Source organism: Lacticaseibacillus daqingensis (assembly GCF_003946115.1).
GTDB lineage: Bacteria > Bacillota > Bacilli > Lactobacillales > Lactobacillaceae > Lacticaseibacillus > Lacticaseibacillus daqingensis.
On the sequence record NZ_RHOH01000004.1, the window covers coordinates 1 to 18,567 of the forward strand.

Consider the following 18,567-nt stretch of genomic DNA (forward strand, 5'->3'; position numbering starts at 1 on the left):
CGCCGACCTTGGGCAATTTCTTCGCCGAGTGGTGTCAAAAACTTCGCATTACTTGGTAAAGCTATATGCCGTCTTCAATCTTCTTCCGATGGATCCGATAATCCATAAATGGAATCAACGAACTTATCATTTCTCATGTGTGCTTTTCTCAAAGTAGCAGGCATGATAACAGGATCGTAGAGAGAGGCCAAACTTGTCTCGTTTGAACTATTCTCATCACGAGCAGCTAAGATAAGCTCTGCGTATCTATCCAGATATCCTCGTTCATGAGCATTAAGTGGCGGTATTGGAAACGTATTATAAACCAACGTGTTCGAATACCGAAAATCACTCTTTAATCTTCCTCCAACCATCCGAAGCCACGCTGTATGCATTTTGGATTCCAGCAACGCAAATATTGCTAGACTAGCATTAGATAGTTGAAAAGTGGCATCTGCCATGATGACGTTGCCTGTAAAATAACCCATGGGAACATACTCTCTTTGTATTGAAGAAACACGGGGAATTGCCATAAGTGGCCCAAGGTCAACTCTGTCTTCATCAAATTGAGCCGGGTAGTCTGACAAAGCTATTGTGCTTTTTTTAGAGCTTTTCTTCCGAAACTCTCTAATTCGTTCCAGCCTAGATTTAATTAGTGGAGTCGCAAGAACCGAGAGAGGTGCACCTTTGAGGTACAGAATTCGCCGCGGTGTGTTATGCAAAAAATCCTTAGCACCGTAGTAGTCAAAAATATAGCGAGAGCTATCCGCACACACTTGAGTAAGTTGTTGTTCTTCTTCCTGAGTTAAAATAAAATTTCCATCATCAGTGGGTGAACTACCTTTCGTCATCTCTGGGAGACCAGATAGCTGAATCCTACTAGCCTCGATGATTGTTTGAGGAAGGTTGAGCAGATACTGATTGATGTGTGGAACTATTTTCTCGATTGGATCCGAATTGATAGACTCATAAGTGAACAGATGTGAAGCATCTACTGTTGACTTCCTAAATCCGATGATAACAACATGCACCGCAGCACCATTGTTATCCCATTTGAAAGTTTGATGAGCAAAATTGATGTTAATTCCTTGTGCGAATAATGCTTTCCACAAAATTGTGGCTTGTTCGCCTTGACTAATTGAATTTGTCGCAACCAGTGCTGCTTGAATATTAGGGTTAGCTTGCATTGCTGATGCGGACTTAATAAACCAGCCACTTGCAAAATCAAGCTTTTTGTACCCTTTAATAGATTTAGTTGCGACTTCGTGTGACTTTTTCTGGTCAGCTGACTCAAGAGTATAGCCGAGGAACGGAGGATTACCAAAAATAAAGTCCAACTCATTAGAGTAGAGTGGCTTCATGTGAAGCTCTTTACCTTTTTGTGAGAATACTTCAAACCAATCATTGGTTAAAGAATCGGCCCTAATGATGTTGGCACCGGCATGAAGCGGTATGCGGCGTACTAGTTCTCCAAAAAGTTCACTCGCTTCAACATTCATGAGATGATCCATCAACCACATTCCAACTCTGGCAATAGAAACGGCGTAAGCCTGAATTTCAATACCATAAAACTGGCTTACTTCGACTTTTATGTTCGTTGTGACAAAGTCAAATGATAGCTGCATACCACCTTGAACCTGATCCTTGATTAGTGCGTCAAGAATTTCATGTTCAAGTCGTCTTAGTTCACGGTATGCAACGATTAGAAAGTTACCTGATCCACAGGCTGGATCCAAGAACTTTAGGTCGAGAATTTTTGAGTGTAACCGATTCAATGCCTTAGTTCGTGCGCCACCCGCGTTAGATGTGTGGCGGGCTACATCAAACTCACGTCGGAGATCGTCCATGAACAATGAGTCGATAACCTTAAGAATATTCTTCTCCGAGGTAAAGTGTGCGCCTAGGTCATGTCGTTTCTCTGGATCCAATGCACCCTCAAACATTGAGCCAAAGATAACAGGGCTAATAACTGACCAGTCTTGATGCGAGGCATCAATCAGCGATTGACGAACGTCTGCGTTAAATGTAAGTCCTAAATCAGTTGTGAATTTCGCAATGTCTAACGCAAACAAACCACCATTGATGTATCCAAACTCACGCTTCTGGCCAATCCAATCGTGATCACTAGTATTAAGCTGGCGGAATAATACCGTCAACTTCGATAGCAAATCGCTACCGTCTTCGGCTGTGTTCTCTAAAAATTCCTGAAAGACACCGTTACGTTCAAAGATGCTGGTGTCGTCAGCAAAGAGGCAGAAAACAATTCTAGTCATCAGCAGACTAGCCGCGTTAGGCTGAACTCCAACATCTAAGATATGCCTGTAGATTGTTGAGATTTTACCAGCGGCTTTCGCGTTGACGACAGCTTGGTCTTCTTGCAGCTTCTGTTCATAGCCAAGCAGGAATGAGAATTCATCAATGTCTTTGACAAAGTCTTGCAGTGTTGTCGTCCAAAAATCCTTCGTTGCTGGATCACGTAAATAAAAGTGTTCAAAATCACACGCCAAAATGTACTTGGGCTTGTTCGCATCGTCGAGAGCGTATGCATAGCGGGCTGCTTGTTCGTATCCAGCATTGGGATTGTTGACAATCTTCACGCCTTGAGATTCCATTTCAATAATCAGCAGTTTTGGTAGTAGCGAGTCAATCCGCTTATCGTGTCCGTCAATTTTTACCCGCCATTCATATCCAGCACGACTAACAGAACGTGAGATTCCAAAGACCTCATAAAAATCGGCCATAAATTCACGATCATGCTGCCGTTCGGTCACATGTCCCTGTTCCACTAAGGAAAGCCAGTTCTTTTGAAACGTTAGTGCTCGCTGTAATAATGCATTCTTTTCCATTTTCCATACCCCAATACTCTGGTTTGATGTTGCTGATGAACTGTCTGCGCAAAAAAGCCAGTGAGTGCTCAAGATGGTTTTACCACCTCTCCTAATCCCTGGCCTCAAGCGCCTGCCAAACAGGGACGCCGTAATCATAAGTTTATGACGTTGGTGCCGTCAATCAAATTAGGCATAGATTCTACGCCATGCTCGCCGGGCCAATCGTCAAGTTGAGTGGGCGACCCAGCGCATTTGCAAGTTTTGTTAACGTGTCAATGGAAGTGTTGTTACCATTTTCAATACGAACGATCGTTGTCTTAGGAACCCCGGACTTGTCCGCCAGCTTCTGTTGGGATAAACCAGCTTCCTCGCGCGCTTCGAGCAACGCCATTGCACTTGCCATTTTGTTTTTTTCTTCATTGTAGACTTCACGGTACGAGGAATCTTTCATCATTTCCGCGAAGTAGGCGTCGAGATTAGCGGTGTGTTCCATTGTGAATTCGTGCATGTCTTTACTCATTTGTCGTCTTCCTCCTTGTAGGTTTGATAGAACTCAGCTCGTAGGTCGATTGCATGATCAATTTCTCGCTGTGGCGTCTTGTTTGTCTTCTTAGAGAAGCCGTGGGTGATGACATAATCACCGCCAGATACGTGAAAATACAAACCGCGCTGATAGGTTTTTCCTTGTCGTGAACGCAACTCATATAAATTAGTTGTGAGCTTCTTGACCAGCAACCGTTGAGCTGCTTTTTGTAAGCCGAGCTCTTCCGTAGTATGGATGGCTAACTGTAGTTTTGCTCGTTCCTTGAGTGGCAGCGAGTCGAGAAATTCAATGAATTCCATGTGGCCGTTCGGCCGCTTGTAAGGTCTAAATTTTGGCTTTTCCATAATTATATTGTACCATATATTGAACCGGAAAACAAATATGTGACCGTGCTGTGGCGAATCAGATTACTTGCAAGAAACCACGAAAGTTCTATTTTTGACTGTTGATGATCGATTCGCGAGTTTCCTTTTCCATCTTGTCGAGGTACTCGGTCACATATCGCCGATCGAGCAAGTGCGCGACGTCACGGAAATGGTCGTTAGTCCACATGTACATCTGAATGATTTGATCCAGAGTAGCGCGCTCCAGTTTCTCATCTCCGGCTTTGCGGGCGAGTTCTGCTTCCGCAAACATCTTCTGAACCATTTCGACGTGATCGACCAAGCCGTTAACGGAATGGTCTTGGTGTTCAAGCTTCTCTGATTGCCAGCTACGCCAGTCCGCGTCATTGAGATATAAGTCGTTGGGAGTGACTTGCAATGCCTTACACAGCTGCATGATGGCTTTAGCAGACGGTGCCGAAATCGCCCGCTCAAACTTAGACACGCTTTGCTCGATGCTACCCATTGCATCAGCAAGTTCTTTTTGCGTCATGCCGCGTTCCATACGAATACGCTTAATATTTCTAGCGAGCTTCTTGTCGATACCTTCTTCACTTTTTCCGAACATGGGTTGATTTCTCCTTTGTGTGGCCTTACTTGAAGCTTAATGAAACCCATTGAAAGTGTCAAGAAAGAATTAAACGAAACCTGTTTGCAATTTACCTAAAGAGGTTGATAAGTCTCTTAGAAGATGGTATGATTCAGCCATAGCAGGTTATAAACCTATACATGTTAAATACAAACCAAAGAAGGTGATTATATGTTAGTCGACAAGAAGATGCTTATGCAGCTTGGTTTTTCCGGTTACAAAGCCGGTCAGATTATTCATCAATGCAAACTTAACTTGGTTGCAGACGGCCACTGCTTCTATGCAAACCGCAAGTGCGGCCAAGTCCCACTCCACGCTATCGTCAGTCTGTTAGGCTTCAATCCATTTGAAGATTTGGCAATGGTCACGTAACACCACGCCGCCGCGCGCGGCGTGCAGCGCAAAAGCCGCTAGCGCGAGCGGCGGCGGTCGGCGTTAGCCGGACGCCCAAGCCCCCGTATTCTAACAGGGGGGCACAAAATGACAATCACAATCCGAAACGAGGCAGAAAACACACGCGATTCGCCGCCCAACGCGGTAATCTACCGTTCACAGCTGGCGAAATCAGAGCACATGAGGTGAGCAATGGATAAAACAATGATGAATGGCCGCGATTACACTGGACACGGCTGGTTGGTGGAATTTTGCCGACAAATGAAAGCTGCTGGTATCAACCAGACGCAACTTTCGGCACAATTAGGCATGACACGATCTTACGTCAATCGACTATTAAATGGACGCTGCGTAATTACAGAAGAAATGCAACGGCGCCTGGGCCACGCACTTCTAGGCCTAACAAACCGTGATTCGATGTTTATTTTAGTCGATTACGTGCGAGTGCGATTCAATACACAAGACGCCGAGTATGTGTTCAAGAAACTATTTCCAATGAACAGAGATTTCTTCTCCTTAACGGAAAAGGCGTTTTACGGGTTCGACTACACGATTCAGCGTGGCGATATTTCGATCATGAGTACACGTCCGGGTGGCCCAAACGCCTATCTGGGAACAATGGTTGAAATGCACGGCTCAGGTTGCCGCCAACTAGAGGCGGTGCTTGTTCGAGATGGGCTAACTTGGTTCGACTTTTTTCAAGCCTGCGATGACCTAACCGGGATCTACAAACGGGTTGACTTCGCCATCAATGATACCGTCGGGATTATCGACATTCCCCACTTGATTCAAAAAGTCGAAAAAGAAGAGCTAGTGAGCTTGTTCAAAAGTAAAGGCGCAATCGAAACTATTAAGAAAGGTTGCGTTGGTAAAACCGTTCAATTCGGTTCGCCGCAAAGTTTGGTGCAAATGATTGGCTACCAAAAGGACATTGAGCAATATTTCAAAAATAAAATCGACTATCCAGAGGATTCTCCAATCCTCAACCGGTTCGAAGTCCGGCTTCGCGACCAGCGTGCTCAAAAAGCCATGAAAGAATTGCTGGCCTGCCAAGACGCCGAAGCAGTCGTCTTCGGGATCATCAACCATTACTTGCGGGTCGTCACGCCAGAAGGCTCAAAGAAATTGGCCGATTGTCCACTCGATCCAGACTGGCAAACGTTTATCGGCGATAACCGTAATCGCTTGAAGCTGGCAATGCGGCCAGAACCGATCACGATGGATAGCGTGCTGAACTGGCTGACCAAGCAAGTTGCCCCTAGCCTAAAAATGGTTCAGCAAGTCGATTCGTTCAACGGTACCGATATGATCGCGGACATGATCAACGATGCGGAATTATCGCCGCAACAAAAGACCCTACTCAAGGAGGTACTCGAACAAGCGCAACATGAAAACGAAAAAAAACAAAGCAACGAATGAACGTGATTGCACGCACCCGATACTTTGCCCTAGACAAGCCAAGTATATCATGGTCAACGACCAAAGCAAGCGTGCCTTCAATTATTTGGAGGTATGAAATGAGCATTACCCAAGCACCTAATGGCACGTATGTTGTCAGTGTCTCCTTTGGCACTGATCCCGTCACCGGCAAGCGCCGCCGCAAGAAGAAACAAGGCATTCATTCAATGACGGCTGCCCGCGAAGTTGAAAAGGAGATGATGCGAACTAGCGTCGACCGGCTGTTCAATCAAGAAACGGTCACCTTCGACGAATTGTTCGAGCGTTACGTGAATCGCGTGAAGATCCACATTAAACCGTCCTACTTGCAGTCGCAGCGTGCTGTGTACAAGCGCTATATCCAGACGTTCTTCGTCAATGCCGATATTAAGCGCCTGACCAGCGAGCATATCCGCGACTTTCAAGAATGGCTCACCGAAGAACGTGATTTGAGCAACAACACCAACAACAAGACCTTGATTGAGTTGAAGCTGATACTCGACGTCGCCGTTGAGGAGAAAGTGATCATCGAAAATCCTTGTGTTGGCGTGAAGAAGCTCAAAATTGAACGCAAGAAAATGGAGTTCTACACGCCAGATGAATTTCATGCCTTTACCAAGCTGATTCATCTGCCAGAGGAATTCGACTGGTATGTATTGTTCTCGCTGCTATTCTTCTCCGGCTTGCGAGTCGGCGAACTCTGTGCGCTGGATTGGTCAGATCTCGACTTCAAACGCAAAGAGCTGACTGTCAGCAAGTCGGTGTTCCGACGCGGCGGCGTGGATATCATTACCCCGCCGAAGTCCAAGGCAAGCAATCGTCGTATTAGCCTCAACCAAGGCATGATTGCTTTGCTCCTGCAATGGCGTGAACAGCAACAGGAACTCTTCAAGCACGACTTAGCCCTCGACTGGAGCGAAGATACGCCGATGTTCCAAGCAACGCTGATACGCCGCAACAAGCACACGATTCGCATGCGCTACAAACGTATCTGCAAGCGTGATCCCACGATGAAGCAGATTCGGATTCACGATTTTCGGCACTCGCACGTCGCCTTGCTGATCGACCAAGAAACAGAGTACACAATCATCAAGGAACGACTGGGGCATGCCAGCATCGTCACAACGATTGACACTTACGGGCATCTTTTCCCAAATAAGCAACGCGAAACCGCCGATGCCCTCGATAAATTCTTCTAAAAGAAAGGTCTGATTATATGAAATTCCGTACACGTTTACCACCAAAAACGGCGGTCTGATTTTTCGAACTGGTACTGCACTGGTACTGGAAGGCCGATTTCGACCCAAACAAGTGTTTGAAAGCAACAAAAAACCGCAACCCAGAAAGGCTGCGGAACGCTGATATACCAACGTTTATGAAGGAGAGTACGAGATTCGAACTCGTGCGCCGGTATTAGCCGGTTCGACGGATTTCGAGTCCGTTGCATTACCACTCTGCCAACTCTCCATAACAACAATGATGAGTATAGCAAAAATCACCGCCCCTTGCAACGCTAAACCGCGGCCGGGCGCACTTGATCACACCACGAAGATCAAATTCGCAAAGTCCTCGTGCCAATCAAAGGGATGGTCGCAACGCCACAAAGACTGATTGTCGCTTCAATCGACCATTTGGGCGACGCCTTCGTTGAGATGTTCCACGCCAAAAATATTTTCGGCGAACTGACTACTCGCCTCACCCACAACGGTTCACCCTGTTCATTAACGCGAGTGTTCTCAGTCCGCAAACACTTGATAGCGGATACAAGTCTGTTTTTTAATAATCTAAAACATAACAAACGAATTTTTATTTTTCTGTATTAATTATATTGACGATTAGTTTTGCAAACGCTACAATTAGTCTCGTAAGTTAAGTTAATTCGTGAGCAAGGGGGAGCAGCTGATGTTAACAAACCAATATGTCGCTTGTGTCAACCAGGAACTAGAACGCCTTCTCGTTTTTGAGACGGTTTTCAAAGAATATTTACACACCTGTAAGAACATCGAAAAAGGCAATTGTTATGCGAGTGAAAACTTCGACCGGCTGCGGCTGTATCTCAGCAAGAACATCCTGCGTTACAACCGCTTCGTTGAGCAGTGCGCACGGATCACTGCCCCAAGCGGCTACGAAACCTTTAACCAGCGCTTGATCGAAGGCCTGCGTGGCATCAAGAACGGTGTGACCATGACCCTGCGCGCGATCGAGCCTGACCGACTTAACACGCGATTGTTCGATGCCGGCATGGCCCAACAAGTCGAAGCGCGGGCCGATATCGATGCCGCCTTCGCCCAGATCGAGGTCTGCGTTTAACGCAACCTGTGTTCGCCTGCTTCGGGGGACGCAAGCAAACACCTGACACCCAAAAGAACCGGCCCAGACGTGAACGTCTGAGCCGGTTTGTCAGTTAGTCGCCTTCTGCCTCGCTTGGCAGAAGAATGGTTTGCGCCGTACCATCATCGTACGCCATCACCGTACTCGGAAAATCGGTGCGGTAATCGAACGGCAAATCGATGGCCATTTGGGTGTCGCTGCCGTCTTGGGAGAACGCGATGGTCAGCTTTCCTTTGGTGTTCAGCAGGTCAAAGCGTAGGAGCTTCCCCAGTGGGACCACGCCAGTGAGGTTCTGATCGATGATCATCCAGATGCTATCAATGATCTCCCCCGGAAGTTGGGCGATCACCCCGTAAGTGGCGAAGCGGCTGTGAGTGGATGCAAACATGTGCGTATCCCCCTTCTTATTCATCTGTAGTCGGCTCAAGGGCCGTGATATCCACGAATTTGGCGCCGACAAACTTGGCGAGCGCTTTGGGCGCGAGGCCGACAGAACGCCCAATTTTCCCCGCCGACACCAGGATCTCGGTTTCGTGCTCGGCTTCCGCCCCGATAAAAATCGGGTACTTGTGGCGCGCATGAATGCCGATCGGCGTGTTGGCCCCGTGTTCGTAGCCGGTCGTTGCGACCAAGTCTTTCAGTGGGACCATCCCCACCTTCTTGTTACCGGAGACCGCACTGAGCTTCTTGTAATCAATGTGGCGATCAAGCGGCACCACCCCGACCACCGGGCCGGTTTTGTTGCCGATCAGCACCAGCGTCTTGTAGATGCGGTGCTCAGGCACGCCGAGGTGCTCGACGGTCAGCTGGGCCACATCCCCTTCCGCGTGGGTCGGGAACTCATAGGATTGATAGGCGATGTTGGCCTTGTCGAGCATTTTCTCGACGAGCGTCTTATCGTCTTTTTTCTTCTTGGTCATGTCGCGCCCCTCCATATCCCTATCATCTCACTTGCCGAGAACCCACGCAAATCAAAGGGTCGTGGCAATGAAAAGGCCCAGCTCGCCGCCAGGCCCTAGATTACTTCCCTTGGTACGTTGTCAGCGTGAAGACGTCGTAGCCCTTGATCTTGTCGCGGCCGTGCAGGTCGGATAACTCCACCAAAAACGCGGTGCCAACCACGATACCCCCGAGCTTCTCGACTAGCTCGATGGTGGCCGCCAGCGTCCCGCCGGTCGCGAGCAGATCGTCACAGACCAACACGCGCTGGCCCGGCTTGATGGCATCCTTGTGCAAGTACAGGGTCGCTTGGCCGTATTCTAGGTCGTAGCTGGCGCTCACGGTTGCGCGCGGTAACTTGCCCTTTTTGCGCGCGGGGGCGAACCCCACACCGAGCTTGTAGGCCACGGGGCAGCCAACGATGAACCCACGGGCCTCGGGCCCAACCACCATTTCGACGCCCTTGTCCTTGGCGTAGTCCACGATTTCGTCGGTGGCAGCGGCGAATGCCTTGCCGTCTTGCATCAAGGGCGAGATGTCCCGGAAGACGATCCCGGGCTCCGGAAAGTCCGGGACACTTGCAATGTAGTCTTTAAAGTTGATTGTCATGTTATTGCCTCACATTCTGGTGGCCGTCAAGACCTGTTCAAGCGCTGGGCGCGCAGCAGTCTGCAGCGTCTTGGCCAGCGCCAGGAACGCCACGCGCTTTTGATACGCCACAGCATTGGTCAGCGGCTGCTTGGTTGGCGCCGGTGCGACGCGAATCAGCGCACCCTCTATTGTAACAAACCCGAGTTCAAAAAACACCTGCACGGCAAAGATTGCCTGGGTCGTGGTCAAGTGCACCGCCTTGGCCAAAGCCGGCAGGTGGTGCTTGTCAAAATCGGGGTGAGCGGTCAGAAAATGGAGCACCTGTCCGCACTCCTGTCGCGTTGGCAGCGCGACTAGTGCGGCGGGATCGGCGGTGAACACCACCCGCACTGGCCGCGCGACATGGACCATCACCGCTGTCAGGGTCGCCTCATCCGGCGGTAGGTCCACCAGCACCACGTCATGGGTCGCACTTGTCAGATCCTTGGCGGCCACCACTGGCCCCCCGAACTGGAACTGGCGCGTCAGTTGCGCCTGCACGCGTGCATCAAAAAAGACGTAGGTGAACGCACCACGGAACTGCTCGGCAGACGGTCGCGGCAGGCGCAGATCGATCACGGCCGGCGCCTGAAGTTGCCAGTCCGCCAGCCGCAGCTGTAAGCTAGTGCGGCCCTGCCAGGTATTGGCATCTAGGCGCACCGCCAGCTTTACCTGACTGGCTTCGCTGAGCGCAGCAGCCTGATCCCCGTAACCAAAGGCGATCACCGGGTTCCCGTCCGCCTGAAAACGCAGGTGGGCGCCGGTCTTGCCGATCGGTTTCACGTCACCCAGCGTCTCCGGGCGCAGACTGAAGGTCGGCTCCGGGTTGCCACTGCCAAACGGCGCCAGCTGGCGCAACAGCGTGTAGTTGGCCATCGTCAGCTCCGCCGGGCTCAACCGCGCGGCAATGGCGAGCACGGGCTTGGGCGTCTCCTTAAGGCTGACCGCCGCAGCCGCTTCCATCGCGGCTTCAAGCGCCGGAATGTTGGCGGTCGGCACAGTCAGCCCACACGCCATGTGGTGGCCGCCGAAGTGCGTCATCTCATCCCGGACAGCGTCTAGGGCGTTAAACAAATGGTACGCGTCGACCGAGCGGCCGGAGCCCTTGGCGCTGTCCCCGTCTTTGCTGATGTTGAGCACGAGCGTCGGCTTGCCGGTTGCCTCGACGATGCGGCTGGCCACAATGCCGAGCACGCCTTCATGCCAGCCTTGGTGAGCCAAAATCAGCGTGCGCCGCGCCGCATTTTCCGGTGTGTGCGCCAGCGCCAATGCCTCGTCCGCAATGGTCTGCACCAGCGCCTGGCGCTTCGTGTTCAGGTCATTGACGTTGGCCGCCAGCACCGCCGCTTCCTCATCGTCAAACGTCGTCAACAGCGTCACGCCAGGCGTCGCGTCACCCAACCGCCCCAACGCGTTCAACCGGGGCCCGAGGGCAAACCCGATGGTCGCCTCGTCCACGGTTGCCGGATCGACCTTGGCCACAGCCAACAACGCCGCGATCCCAGCCCGCGGTTGCGTGCGGATCATGGCCAGCCCCATCTGCACGATGATGCGATTTTCGTCGGTCAAGCCGACCAGATCCGCCACCGTGCCCATCGCGGCCAGGTCAATGCTTTCCACCGGCGCCGCCCCCAGCAAGGCCGTGGCCACCTTGAAGGCCACCCCCGCCCCGCTGAGGTCCCCGAATGGGTACGCCCCTTCCGGGTGGCGCGGGTGCACCACCGCCACCGCCTGCGGCAACACCTCAGGCAGCTCGTGGTGGTCCGTCACCACCACATCCATGCCCGCGGCCATTGCGGCATCGATCACATCCGCCCCGGCCACCCCGTTATCCACGGTGATGACCAGCTGCGTGCCGCTGCTTTGCAGGTAACGGTACACCGCGGCGTTGGGGCCGTAACCATCGGTGAAGCGATCGGGAATGAAAACCATCGGCTCGGCGCCCATGCTTTGGAGCGTCTCCTGCATGATACTCGTCGCGGTCAGGCCGTCCACATCGTAGTCGCCGTAGATGGTGATTTTTTCCTGCTGTTCGATCGCCTGCTGAATGCGGCTCACCGCGTTGGCCATGTCGTGTAGCAAAAATGGGTCGTGCAGTCGGCTGAGGTCCGGGTTGACGTACCCTTCGAATGCTTCCTGGGTCGTGATGCCCCGCTGGATCAAAAGCCGCGCCAAAAATGGCGGCACTTTCAAATCGGTCGCCACCTGCGTGATCTGCTCTGCCTCGGGTTGGGTTGCCAGTTGCCAGTCGTAATGCGCCACAGTCATCGTCCTTTCATACTAACTGGACTAGTATACCAGAAAATGCGGCGACCCACCGATTCGGTGTTATAATGAGGGCGTAATCACACCAGCCCGACTCCAATCAGCGACTGAGCAGATAGGAGAGATGAATATGGCAGCTACTGCCGAAGCACTGCGCGTCGCAGAAGACGCGATCAACACCCAAGGATTCGTCACCGAAAAGGAATTGCCCGACTTGAAGGACCGCGACTACACGCGCGAATTGTCCGCCGAGCTGACCAAGGCCCGCGAAAAGAAGCAGGAAAAAGGCTACATCTACGCGGAACCCTTCGATTTTGCCGGTGGCGAAATTGAAAATATCGTCTGGAACATGGACCAAATCAAGACCCGTGCCGACGCCAAGCAAACACTGGCCACCGACATGGGGCTGAAGATGCCGGAGACCACGCTGTCCGAGGTGGACAAAACTGAATTTTGATTTCTGAAGGCGGCTGTGGGGCCGCCTTTTTATTACGCCAGAACATTTTTGTCGCATTTCGCGCTCGCAAACCCGCCGCTTAACGACCCACTGCTCGCCAGCAAGGGCGCTGAGTTGACAGTGGATTTGCTTGGGGCGTTATAATGGGACCATAATTTTTATCTGCACCGGTTGCGTCGTTGCCGCCAAGCCCTGAATGCTTAGCCGATAACAACGGAGGAATGCTTGATGACAGAATCAATTGGCGCGTTTTTTCAACAGTTTCGCAAAGAACGGCATCTGACCTTAGATCAGGCCGCAAATGGCCTCAACCCTGCTTCGATCTCGTACTTTGAGCGCGGCAAAAGCGACATCAGTCTGAGTAACGCTACGAAGTTGATGTTCAACATCGGCATGGGTCCGTACGACCTCAACGACTTCCTCGCATCATCCGGCCAGTGCTTTCCGGTCATTTTATCCGATGTGATCGCAGACGACCGGGCGGCGATCCAAGCCAAGGTCGCGGCTTACCTCGCTGATTCCCCGTTTGCCCCCAACTTGCAGGCGCAGTACCAAGCGGCATTGCCTTGGCTGAACTGCACCTTAACTGACGACAAGCCGCTTCCGCCTGCCTACGAACAGCACCTAGCGCAACTGCTGGCATATCCGGCCTTTTGGCATGCGCCGGAGCAGTTTCTCGTTGTCGCCACCTTACCGTTTGCTAGCTATGAGCTTCTGAGCAGCGTCTGGGCGCAATTGGCCGCGTTGACCGGGAAGCAGCTCGGCTTCCAAAATAATAACCTTTGGCTGGTCGGTAGCATCGCCATCAGCCGTAACGATGCCGCCCTGCGGCAGCAAGTGGCCTCGGACCTACAACGAATCATTGAGATCCCTGCACTCGTTGCACACTTCAATAACGCGATGCCGCAACTCCAAGCAATCATTGACTTGGCTAAGGGCGAATCGATCGACCCCATCACTGATGCACTCGCACGGATGCAAGCCGCACCACTGGCCAGTTGGCTGACCCGCCTGGCAGCGCGTTGTCAGCGCGATCAGCCCTGCCACTACAACACGGCACTCAAACCAACGGACAAGGCCGCGCTAGCCGTCCCAGCAGACCACGCGCTCCTAGTCGGGCCGACTCTAGCACTACGGCGCAAGCAACTCGGGCTCACCCTGGCTGATGTCGCAGATGGCTGGTCCACGCCGGCCCAGTCCCGCTTCGAGCAAGGCAAGACCCAGCTGGCCTTTCTCAACACGCTGACGCTGTTGCGCCACCTTGGGCTACCCTTATCCTCACTTGAAATGAGCAGCGACTCGGTCAGCCTTTTTCGCCAGTACCACATCAAGCTCGAATACATGGGTCGCCAGGCCGATACCGCCGGCTATACCCGACAAGATTTCTTTACGGTCCTCGCCGAGTTCGCCGCCCTGGCGGCTGATTTCCCCGCCGGCTTGCGGATCATGCTCAATCGCGGGTTACGAACCGTGCTTCAGTGGCAAGACTTGGCCCTTTTTCCAGCAGACGACCCGATGTTTGCCGATCTGTCCGATGAAGAACAGACCGCCATCATCACCTACCTTCAATCGCTCGATCACCTCGGGTCACTGGAAGCTGAGGGCGTCTCATTTGCCGTCAACAGCATCACCCAACCATTCCTGATTCCATTTTTCCAAGCGGTAACCGCCGCCTTGCCGCGTCATACCTGGGCGGAACAAGCCATCTATGACATGGCTGCTAGTTTCGTCTTTGGTGCGGTGTTCTTCTCGGTGCCGGCAATAATCCCATTGGCGCGCAACTTCTTCACCCCGGATAAATGCCAGCCGTACTCCTGGTGGTCATACGGCGATATTGCGACGATCCGTACCTTGGGCGACAGCTACCTCACGGACTCACCAGCCGTGCGCGCTCAGGCCGCGCAACACCTTGCAGATGTTCGCCTGCTCAACCCATACGATGGCGCCGCAGCGCACCAACGCTGGTGGTTTGAAACATACGCCGGCAAGGGGCGGCAGGACATACAAGCATAAGCCTCCCCACCATTAGTTGTTCGGGGTAACAAATCACGCACTAGTATTGCATCAAACTGTAATACACGGTACAATGTCGGCGTATACAAATCGAAAAAAATCGGTTAGCTAACCAATTGGATAGAACGATGCAAGCACGAGTTGCATATTCCTAAGATTTTAGGAGCATGTAGACCAGGCGCGTCATTCCTCCTCACGGTTGGCTATTTTTATGCCTTCCGAACAATCCGGATTGTCGTTGCCGACACACATCGCATTTGGGTAATGCCTGTGACGCCAGAACCGCGTGCCATTATCAATTCACACTGGGTGAGAACAAGGAGAGGGTTGGATTATGGAGAAGAATACAAGCATTTATCAGAAGTTTCGGCTTTGGGTATGGCTAGCCGCTGCCGTCATTCTGCTGGCCATTGGTTTCGGGGTGTGGCGGAGCAATGCGAAGACGGACGTCTTGGCGGACTATCAGATTGGCTTTACCGGGAGTAACAAGGATGGTTCGGTGGAACTTTCCAAAAAAACGACGTACAAATTCATGAAGAACGTCATCGTCGCCGTGGCCAAGACGGATAAATTAAACAAAGATTTGATCAAGTACATGGATAAAACCGATTATGACAAATGGGACGAGGACACCTTTGACTCATTAGTTGGCAGCAGCAAAGCCGAGGGCACCAAATTCAAAACCAGCGTGACCACGGCATTGAAAATGGCGGAAAAACTGGCAATCACGCCTAGAGAGTCCCTTAAAAATGGCGACACCGTGACCGTCAAATTGAATATCACGCAAGCCCAGGCCGATCACTACAACATTGCGCTCAAGCCGCATACCTTCAAAGTCCAAGGCCTGAAGTAGAAGCAGCCAGCGCGCGCAGTAGCGCGTCAAGGAAAGGAAGATTTTTATGAAAACATGTCCACAATGTGGCTCTGAGCAGGCACTCGCCGCAAAATTCTGCACCAACTGCGGCTTTAATTTCGCCGAGGCGGCGGCAGAAGCCAAGCCTGTTGAAGCCAAGACCCAGCCGGTAGCCAAACCAGACGCAGCGTCGACTACGGCCGCCGCGCCGACCACCCCATCGTCAACAACGCGGTCGAATGAGTCACTTGATAAGGTCAAGCAGGCGGGGCTGAATTACTGGGCCTGGCTGCTTGCCGGAATCAAGAAGCCTAGCCGCTCCGATGGCACCGGGCACCCGTACTTTGGGCTCGCGTCACTGGCTTTGGTCACCCTCTTCACCACCATCGCGTTCCTCAAGCCGCTCGTTAGCGGCGCGAACATGGCCAACAACGCCTCCAGCTCGCTGGAGAGTCTCTTCGGGGGATCGGCCAGCGGCTTCTCCGAGTCCGTCAGCCAGACGACCGGTTCATTGGTCTTCGGCACCGGCTTCCGGCTGTTCATTCTGCTCGCCGCCATTCAATTCGTCTCCTTTCTCGGAGCCTATCTGGTGCACCGGACGTTGAGCAAGACCAAGACGCCGTTTCTCGCTAGCCTGAACAACTACGAACAACGCCTTTCCATCACCGTCCTGATTAGCGCCGCGGCCGCCCTTCTCAGCCTCATCGGTGGCGTCAGCATCATCTTCTTGTTGGTCCTGATGATTGCGCTGAACTTACTTTTCCAATCGGTTGCCTTTTATCAGTACGGCTTATCTTCTCCGGCTAAAAATGGCCTCGATTCGCTGTACCTGCTGGTGCTGATCACCTTGGGGATGACGCTGATCAACCTCATCCTCTTTGGGATTTTCGGCAGCTCACTGTTTTCAATGCTTTCGAGCACGCTCGGCCTTTAACGGTAATCGCCTGCAGCGTCAGATTGGACGCTGCGGATAAGGAAAGGAGTAGGTGGGCAATTCACCTTTTTGGCTAAAGGCGGAAAAGGTGAATTCCACTTGATGATGATCATGACAACGAGGTTCTATTACATGGCAGATCGCGGGGCCGGCGCCACCCCGAATCAATTTTGCCCTAACTGTGGCGCGCCGGTCGCGGCGACCGACACCTTCTGTCCGAACTGTGGGTTCGATTTGCGTCAAAGTAAAGCCGAAACGCCTACACCCAGTCAGACCAGCGCAAAATCGACCGCTACGCCAAAGCAAGCCGCACCACTGTCACAGACACCGACCCGGGCGAACCGGCCGCTGAGCAGGAAAAAGAAGCGGCTGATTGCCATCATCGGTGCGGCCGCGGTCCTTCTAATTGGGACCTACATCGGGCTTAAACAGTATTATTCCCCGACGCGCCAAATTGATCGGCTGGCTGCGGACATCCGCACTGGCTCTGCCGCCACTGTGGCCAAGGAGATTACCACGACAGACTCAGCGCTCAAGATTACCGCCGGCAAGGTTAAGCCCTTCCTCGCCTACCTACGGGCGGACAAACAACGGCTGAACCAATTCACCAACGGCTTACGCACAAGCGGCCGAACGGATTACGGCATGGTCCTCGCCGAACGCGGAAAGCACCTGCTGCTGTTTCCGAAATACGTGATTAGCTATGATAACCCCGCCTACGTGTCCCTTTACGTGGGCCGTACCGGGGTCACGGTAACGTTAGATGGCGCCAAAATCTTGACCTCGACCGCAAGCAAACGAAAGGCCAAAGCTGGCCCTATGCTGCCAGGGGTTCATACCTTCGTGGCGATAGGAACCATCAAGGGAAAAAAGGTTAAGTACACGGACAAACAGACCATCAGCCATTCCGGTTCTCAAGGCATCGCAAATTTCGACTTTGCCACAATCAAACTGATCGTCAATTCGAACCTGGAAGGCGGCACGGTGGTCGACAACTATGGCGACAAGCTGGGTACCATCAAAAATGGCAAGACGATCATCGGCCCGATTGCGTTACAAAAGAGTATGAGGTTCTGGGTTGAGAAACAATTTGACGGAGGCAAAGTCACAACGACCGAGTTTAAGGTGGATGACTTTTTCGGGGATGGACGAAGCGTGGATACGGAAATTAGGTTAAATAATGAAAACACCTTGACCACGAACGATTTCGACGTCACCCTCCGAGACATGTTCTACGACGTTCAGTATTTATCCTCCAAAGATACCGATAGCGAGGCGAAGCTGGGCCAATACTTCACCGACACGAACAGCGACGCCTACAAGTTCTGGCAAGGCATCGGCGATTCTTATGCGAAGCGCACGGACGTTTCGTCGATCAGCTTTGGCAGCAACGTTCGCTCCGTCGAGATGACCGATAAGGACACGTACAAAGTGGACTACGACGTCACCTACCACGTTTCTTACACGGACTATGAAAAAAACGAACGCATCCAAACTTTCAACTCAACGATGACCGTCGTCAAATCCGGCAAAGATGAGTACGGGGATGCTACGTATAAGATATCGGCGCTCGACCCGAAACTCACCAAGGTCTACGACAACAACGCCAACGAAGGCAAGGATTCAACCGGCGACTCGACACGTTCCTATTAACGCACTTAGAGGAGGCCATTAGCAATCATGAAATCGGGGAAGGATGAAAATGAACGACACACCACAATATGATTCCAATTTTGATGCTGCAGATCAGAAATTAAGCACGCTCGATCACGACGGGGAGTGGACCGCACCCACCTACCAGTGGAACGCGGAAAGCATTGAAAGACTGCACGCAATGCCCGTCGGCGAGTTGATTTCAAGACTGCAGATCCTCATTTAGGCAGTCAATTCGCAGAAAAACATTCGTGCCACCACCGCCAAGACTCACCAGGCAATCGTCGAGGCGCGCAACGTCGCCATCGAGGATGAAACGGCACGCTTCGATGCCTACAA

18 protein-coding genes and 1 tRNA gene are annotated in these 18,567 nt (G+C 52.1%); 10 read left to right on the plus strand and 9 right to left on the minus strand.

Annotation, left to right across the window (positions count from 1 at the left end):
* Positions 1–74: 74 nt before the first annotated feature.
* The 4 genes from EKM88_RS06170 to EKM88_RS06185 form a co-directional block, all read right to left on the minus strand.
* The gene (locus tag EKM88_RS06170; protein WP_125704269.1) at positions 75–2,825 is read right to left on the minus strand and encodes a DNA methyltransferase; all 2,751 of its coding nucleotides are present in this window, start codon (positions 2,823–2,825) and stop codon (positions 75–77) included.
* Positions 2,826–3,006: 181 nt separating this feature from the next.
* Entirely contained in the window at positions 3,007–3,327 is a 321-nt protein-coding gene (locus EKM88_RS06175; protein ID WP_125704271.1) for a helix-turn-helix transcriptional regulator, read from the minus strand.
* Positions 3,324–3,695, minus strand: coding sequence for a type II toxin-antitoxin system RelE/ParE family toxin (locus EKM88_RS06180; protein WP_060417023.1), 372 nt, complete (start codon positions 3,693–3,695; stop codon positions 3,324–3,326). Before EKM88_RS06180 ends, EKM88_RS06175 begins: the two co-directional genes overlap by 4 nt.
* Positions 3,696–3,783: 88 nt before the next feature.
* Positions 3,784–4,302 carry a helix-turn-helix domain-containing protein gene (locus EKM88_RS06185; RefSeq protein WP_060417024.1) on the minus strand — a complete coding sequence of 173 codons (519 nt, stop codon included), beginning with the start codon at positions 4,300–4,302 and terminating at the stop codon, positions 3,784–3,786.
* A gap of 192 nt (positions 4,303–4,494) precedes the next feature.
* Between EKM88_RS06185 and EKM88_RS06190 the strand changes: the two genes are divergently transcribed.
* The 3 genes from EKM88_RS06190 to EKM88_RS06200 all read left to right on the plus strand — a co-directional run bounded on the left by EKM88_RS06190 (position 4,495) and on the right by EKM88_RS06200 (position 7,352).
* The gene (locus tag EKM88_RS06190; RefSeq protein ID WP_060417025.1) at positions 4,495–4,695 is read left to right on the plus strand and encodes a DUF3173 family protein; all 201 of its coding nucleotides are present in this window, start codon (positions 4,495–4,497) and stop codon (positions 4,693–4,695) included.
* 213 nt (positions 4,696–4,908) lie between these two features.
* A complete protein-coding gene (locus EKM88_RS06195; RefSeq protein ID WP_060417026.1) occupies positions 4,909–6,135 on the plus strand; it encodes a replication initiation factor domain-containing protein in 1,227 nt (408 codons plus the stop codon).
* Between the two features lie 98 nt (positions 6,136–6,233).
* Entirely contained in the window at positions 6,234–7,352 is a 1,119-nt protein-coding gene (locus EKM88_RS06200) for a tyrosine-type recombinase/integrase (protein WP_164512021.1), read from the plus strand.
* 180 nt (positions 7,353–7,532) lie between these two features.
* Here EKM88_RS06200 and EKM88_RS06205 read toward each other — a convergent pair.
* Positions 7,533–7,620 (minus strand) — tRNA-Ser (locus EKM88_RS06205).
* A gap of 435 nt (positions 7,621–8,055) precedes the next feature.
* Here EKM88_RS06205 and EKM88_RS06210 point away from each other — a divergent pair.
* On the plus strand, positions 8,056–8,463 hold the full coding sequence (locus EKM88_RS06210) for a hypothetical protein (RefSeq protein ID WP_125704275.1): 408 nt from the start codon (positions 8,056–8,058) through the stop codon (positions 8,461–8,463).
* Between the two features lie 94 nt (positions 8,464–8,557).
* On the opposite strand, the gene EKM88_RS06215 is transcribed toward EKM88_RS06210, so the two are convergent.
* The 4 genes from EKM88_RS06215 to recJ form a co-directional block, all read right to left on the minus strand.
* The gene (locus EKM88_RS06215) at positions 8,558–8,872 is read right to left on the minus strand and encodes a DUF960 domain-containing protein (RefSeq protein ID WP_125704277.1); all 315 of its coding nucleotides are present in this window, start codon (positions 8,870–8,872) and stop codon (positions 8,558–8,560) included.
* Positions 8,873–8,888: 16 nt separating this feature from the next.
* Positions 8,889–9,404: a Cys-tRNA(Pro) deacylase gene (gene ybaK / locus EKM88_RS06220; RefSeq protein ID WP_125704279.1), complete on the minus strand. Its 516-nt coding sequence runs from the start codon at positions 9,402–9,404 to the stop codon at positions 8,889–8,891.
* Positions 9,405–9,504: 100 nt separating this feature from the next.
* On the minus strand, positions 9,505–10,032 hold the full coding sequence (locus tag EKM88_RS06225) for an adenine phosphoribosyltransferase (RefSeq protein ID WP_125704281.1): 528 nt from the start codon (positions 10,030–10,032) through the stop codon (positions 9,505–9,507).
* A 9-nt stretch (positions 10,033–10,041) separates the two neighbouring features.
* A complete protein-coding gene (gene recJ, locus EKM88_RS06230) occupies positions 10,042–12,315 on the minus strand; it encodes a single-stranded-DNA-specific exonuclease RecJ (protein ID WP_125704666.1) in 2,274 nt (757 codons plus the stop codon).
* A 133-nt stretch (positions 12,316–12,448) separates the two neighbouring features.
* Here recJ and EKM88_RS06235 point away from each other — a divergent pair, with 133 nt between their 5' ends.
* The 6 genes from EKM88_RS06235 to EKM88_RS13285 all read left to right on the plus strand — a co-directional run bounded on the left by EKM88_RS06235 (position 12,449) and on the right by EKM88_RS13285 (position 18,454).
* Positions 12,449–12,775, plus strand: coding sequence for a hypothetical protein (locus EKM88_RS06235; protein WP_125704283.1), 327 nt, complete (start codon positions 12,449–12,451; stop codon positions 12,773–12,775).
* Positions 12,776–13,003: 228 nt separating this feature from the next.
* Positions 13,004–14,788 (plus strand): helix-turn-helix domain-containing protein, encoded by a 1,785-nt coding sequence (locus tag EKM88_RS06240; protein WP_125704285.1) that lies wholly within the window; start codon positions 13,004–13,006, stop codon positions 14,786–14,788.
* A 334-nt stretch (positions 14,789–15,122) separates the two neighbouring features.
* Positions 15,123–15,641: a hypothetical protein gene (locus tag EKM88_RS06245; RefSeq protein WP_125704287.1), complete on the plus strand. Its 519-nt coding sequence runs from the start codon at positions 15,123–15,125 to the stop codon at positions 15,639–15,641.
* 46 nt (positions 15,642–15,687) lie between these two features.
* The gene (locus EKM88_RS06250; RefSeq protein WP_125704289.1) at positions 15,688–16,575 is read left to right on the plus strand and encodes a DUF6574 domain-containing protein; all 888 of its coding nucleotides are present in this window, start codon (positions 15,688–15,690) and stop codon (positions 16,573–16,575) included.
* Positions 16,576–16,677: 102 nt separating this feature from the next.
* Positions 16,678–18,228, plus strand: coding sequence for a zinc ribbon domain-containing protein (locus EKM88_RS06255; RefSeq protein ID WP_164512022.1), 1,551 nt, complete (start codon positions 16,678–16,680; stop codon positions 18,226–18,228).
* Positions 18,229–18,277: 49 nt separating this feature from the next.
* Positions 18,278–18,454, plus strand: a complete 177-nt coding sequence (locus EKM88_RS13285; protein WP_164512023.1) for a hypothetical protein — start codon at positions 18,278–18,280, stop codon at positions 18,452–18,454.
* Positions 18,455–18,567: the final 113 nt, after the last annotated feature.

Coding starts and splice junctions, on each gene's coding strand:
- EKM88_RS06235 (WP_125704283.1), top strand. CDS start 12,449: ATGGCAGCTACTGCCGAAGCACTGCGCGTCGCAGAAGACGCGATCAAC.
- EKM88_RS06180 (WP_060417023.1), bottom strand. CDS start 3,695: ATGGAAAAGCCAAAATTTAGACCTTACAAGCGGCCGAACGGCCACATG.
- EKM88_RS06185 (WP_060417024.1), bottom strand. CDS start 4,302: ATGTTCGGAAAAAGTGAAGAAGGTATCGACAAGAAGCTCGCTAGAAAT.
- EKM88_RS06215 (WP_125704277.1), bottom strand. CDS start 8,872: ATGTTTGCATCCACTCACAGCCGCTTCGCCACTTACGGGGTGATCGCC.
- EKM88_RS06190 (WP_060417025.1), top strand. CDS start 4,495: ATGTTAGTCGACAAGAAGATGCTTATGCAGCTTGGTTTTTCCGGTTAC.
- ybaK (WP_125704279.1), bottom strand. CDS start 9,404: ATGACCAAGAAGAAAAAAGACGATAAGACGCTCGTCGAGAAAATGCTC.
- EKM88_RS06200 (WP_164512021.1), top strand. CDS start 6,234: ATGAGCATTACCCAAGCACCTAATGGCACGTATGTTGTCAGTGTCTCC.
- EKM88_RS06195 (WP_060417026.1), top strand. CDS start 4,909: ATGGATAAAACAATGATGAATGGCCGCGATTACACTGGACACGGCTGG.
- EKM88_RS06175 (WP_125704271.1), bottom strand. CDS start 3,327: ATGAGTAAAGACATGCACGAATTCACAATGGAACACACCGCTAATCTC.
- EKM88_RS13285 (WP_164512023.1), top strand. CDS start 18,278: ATGAACGACACACCACAATATGATTCCAATTTTGATGCTGCAGATCAG.
- EKM88_RS06250 (WP_125704289.1), top strand. CDS start 15,688: ATGAAAACATGTCCACAATGTGGCTCTGAGCAGGCACTCGCCGCAAAA.
- EKM88_RS06245 (WP_125704287.1), top strand. CDS start 15,123: ATGGAGAAGAATACAAGCATTTATCAGAAGTTTCGGCTTTGGGTATGG.
- EKM88_RS06255 (WP_164512022.1), top strand. CDS start 16,678: ATGATGATCATGACAACGAGGTTCTATTACATGGCAGATCGCGGGGCC.
- EKM88_RS06225 (WP_125704281.1), bottom strand. CDS start 10,032: ATGACAATCAACTTTAAAGACTACATTGCAAGTGTCCCGGACTTTCCG.
- EKM88_RS06170 (WP_125704269.1), bottom strand. CDS start 2,825: ATGGAAAAGAATGCATTATTACAGCGAGCACTAACGTTTCAAAAGAAC.
- EKM88_RS06240 (WP_125704285.1), top strand. CDS start 13,004: ATGACAGAATCAATTGGCGCGTTTTTTCAACAGTTTCGCAAAGAACGG.
- EKM88_RS06210 (WP_125704275.1), top strand. CDS start 8,056: ATGTTAACAAACCAATATGTCGCTTGTGTCAACCAGGAACTAGAACGC.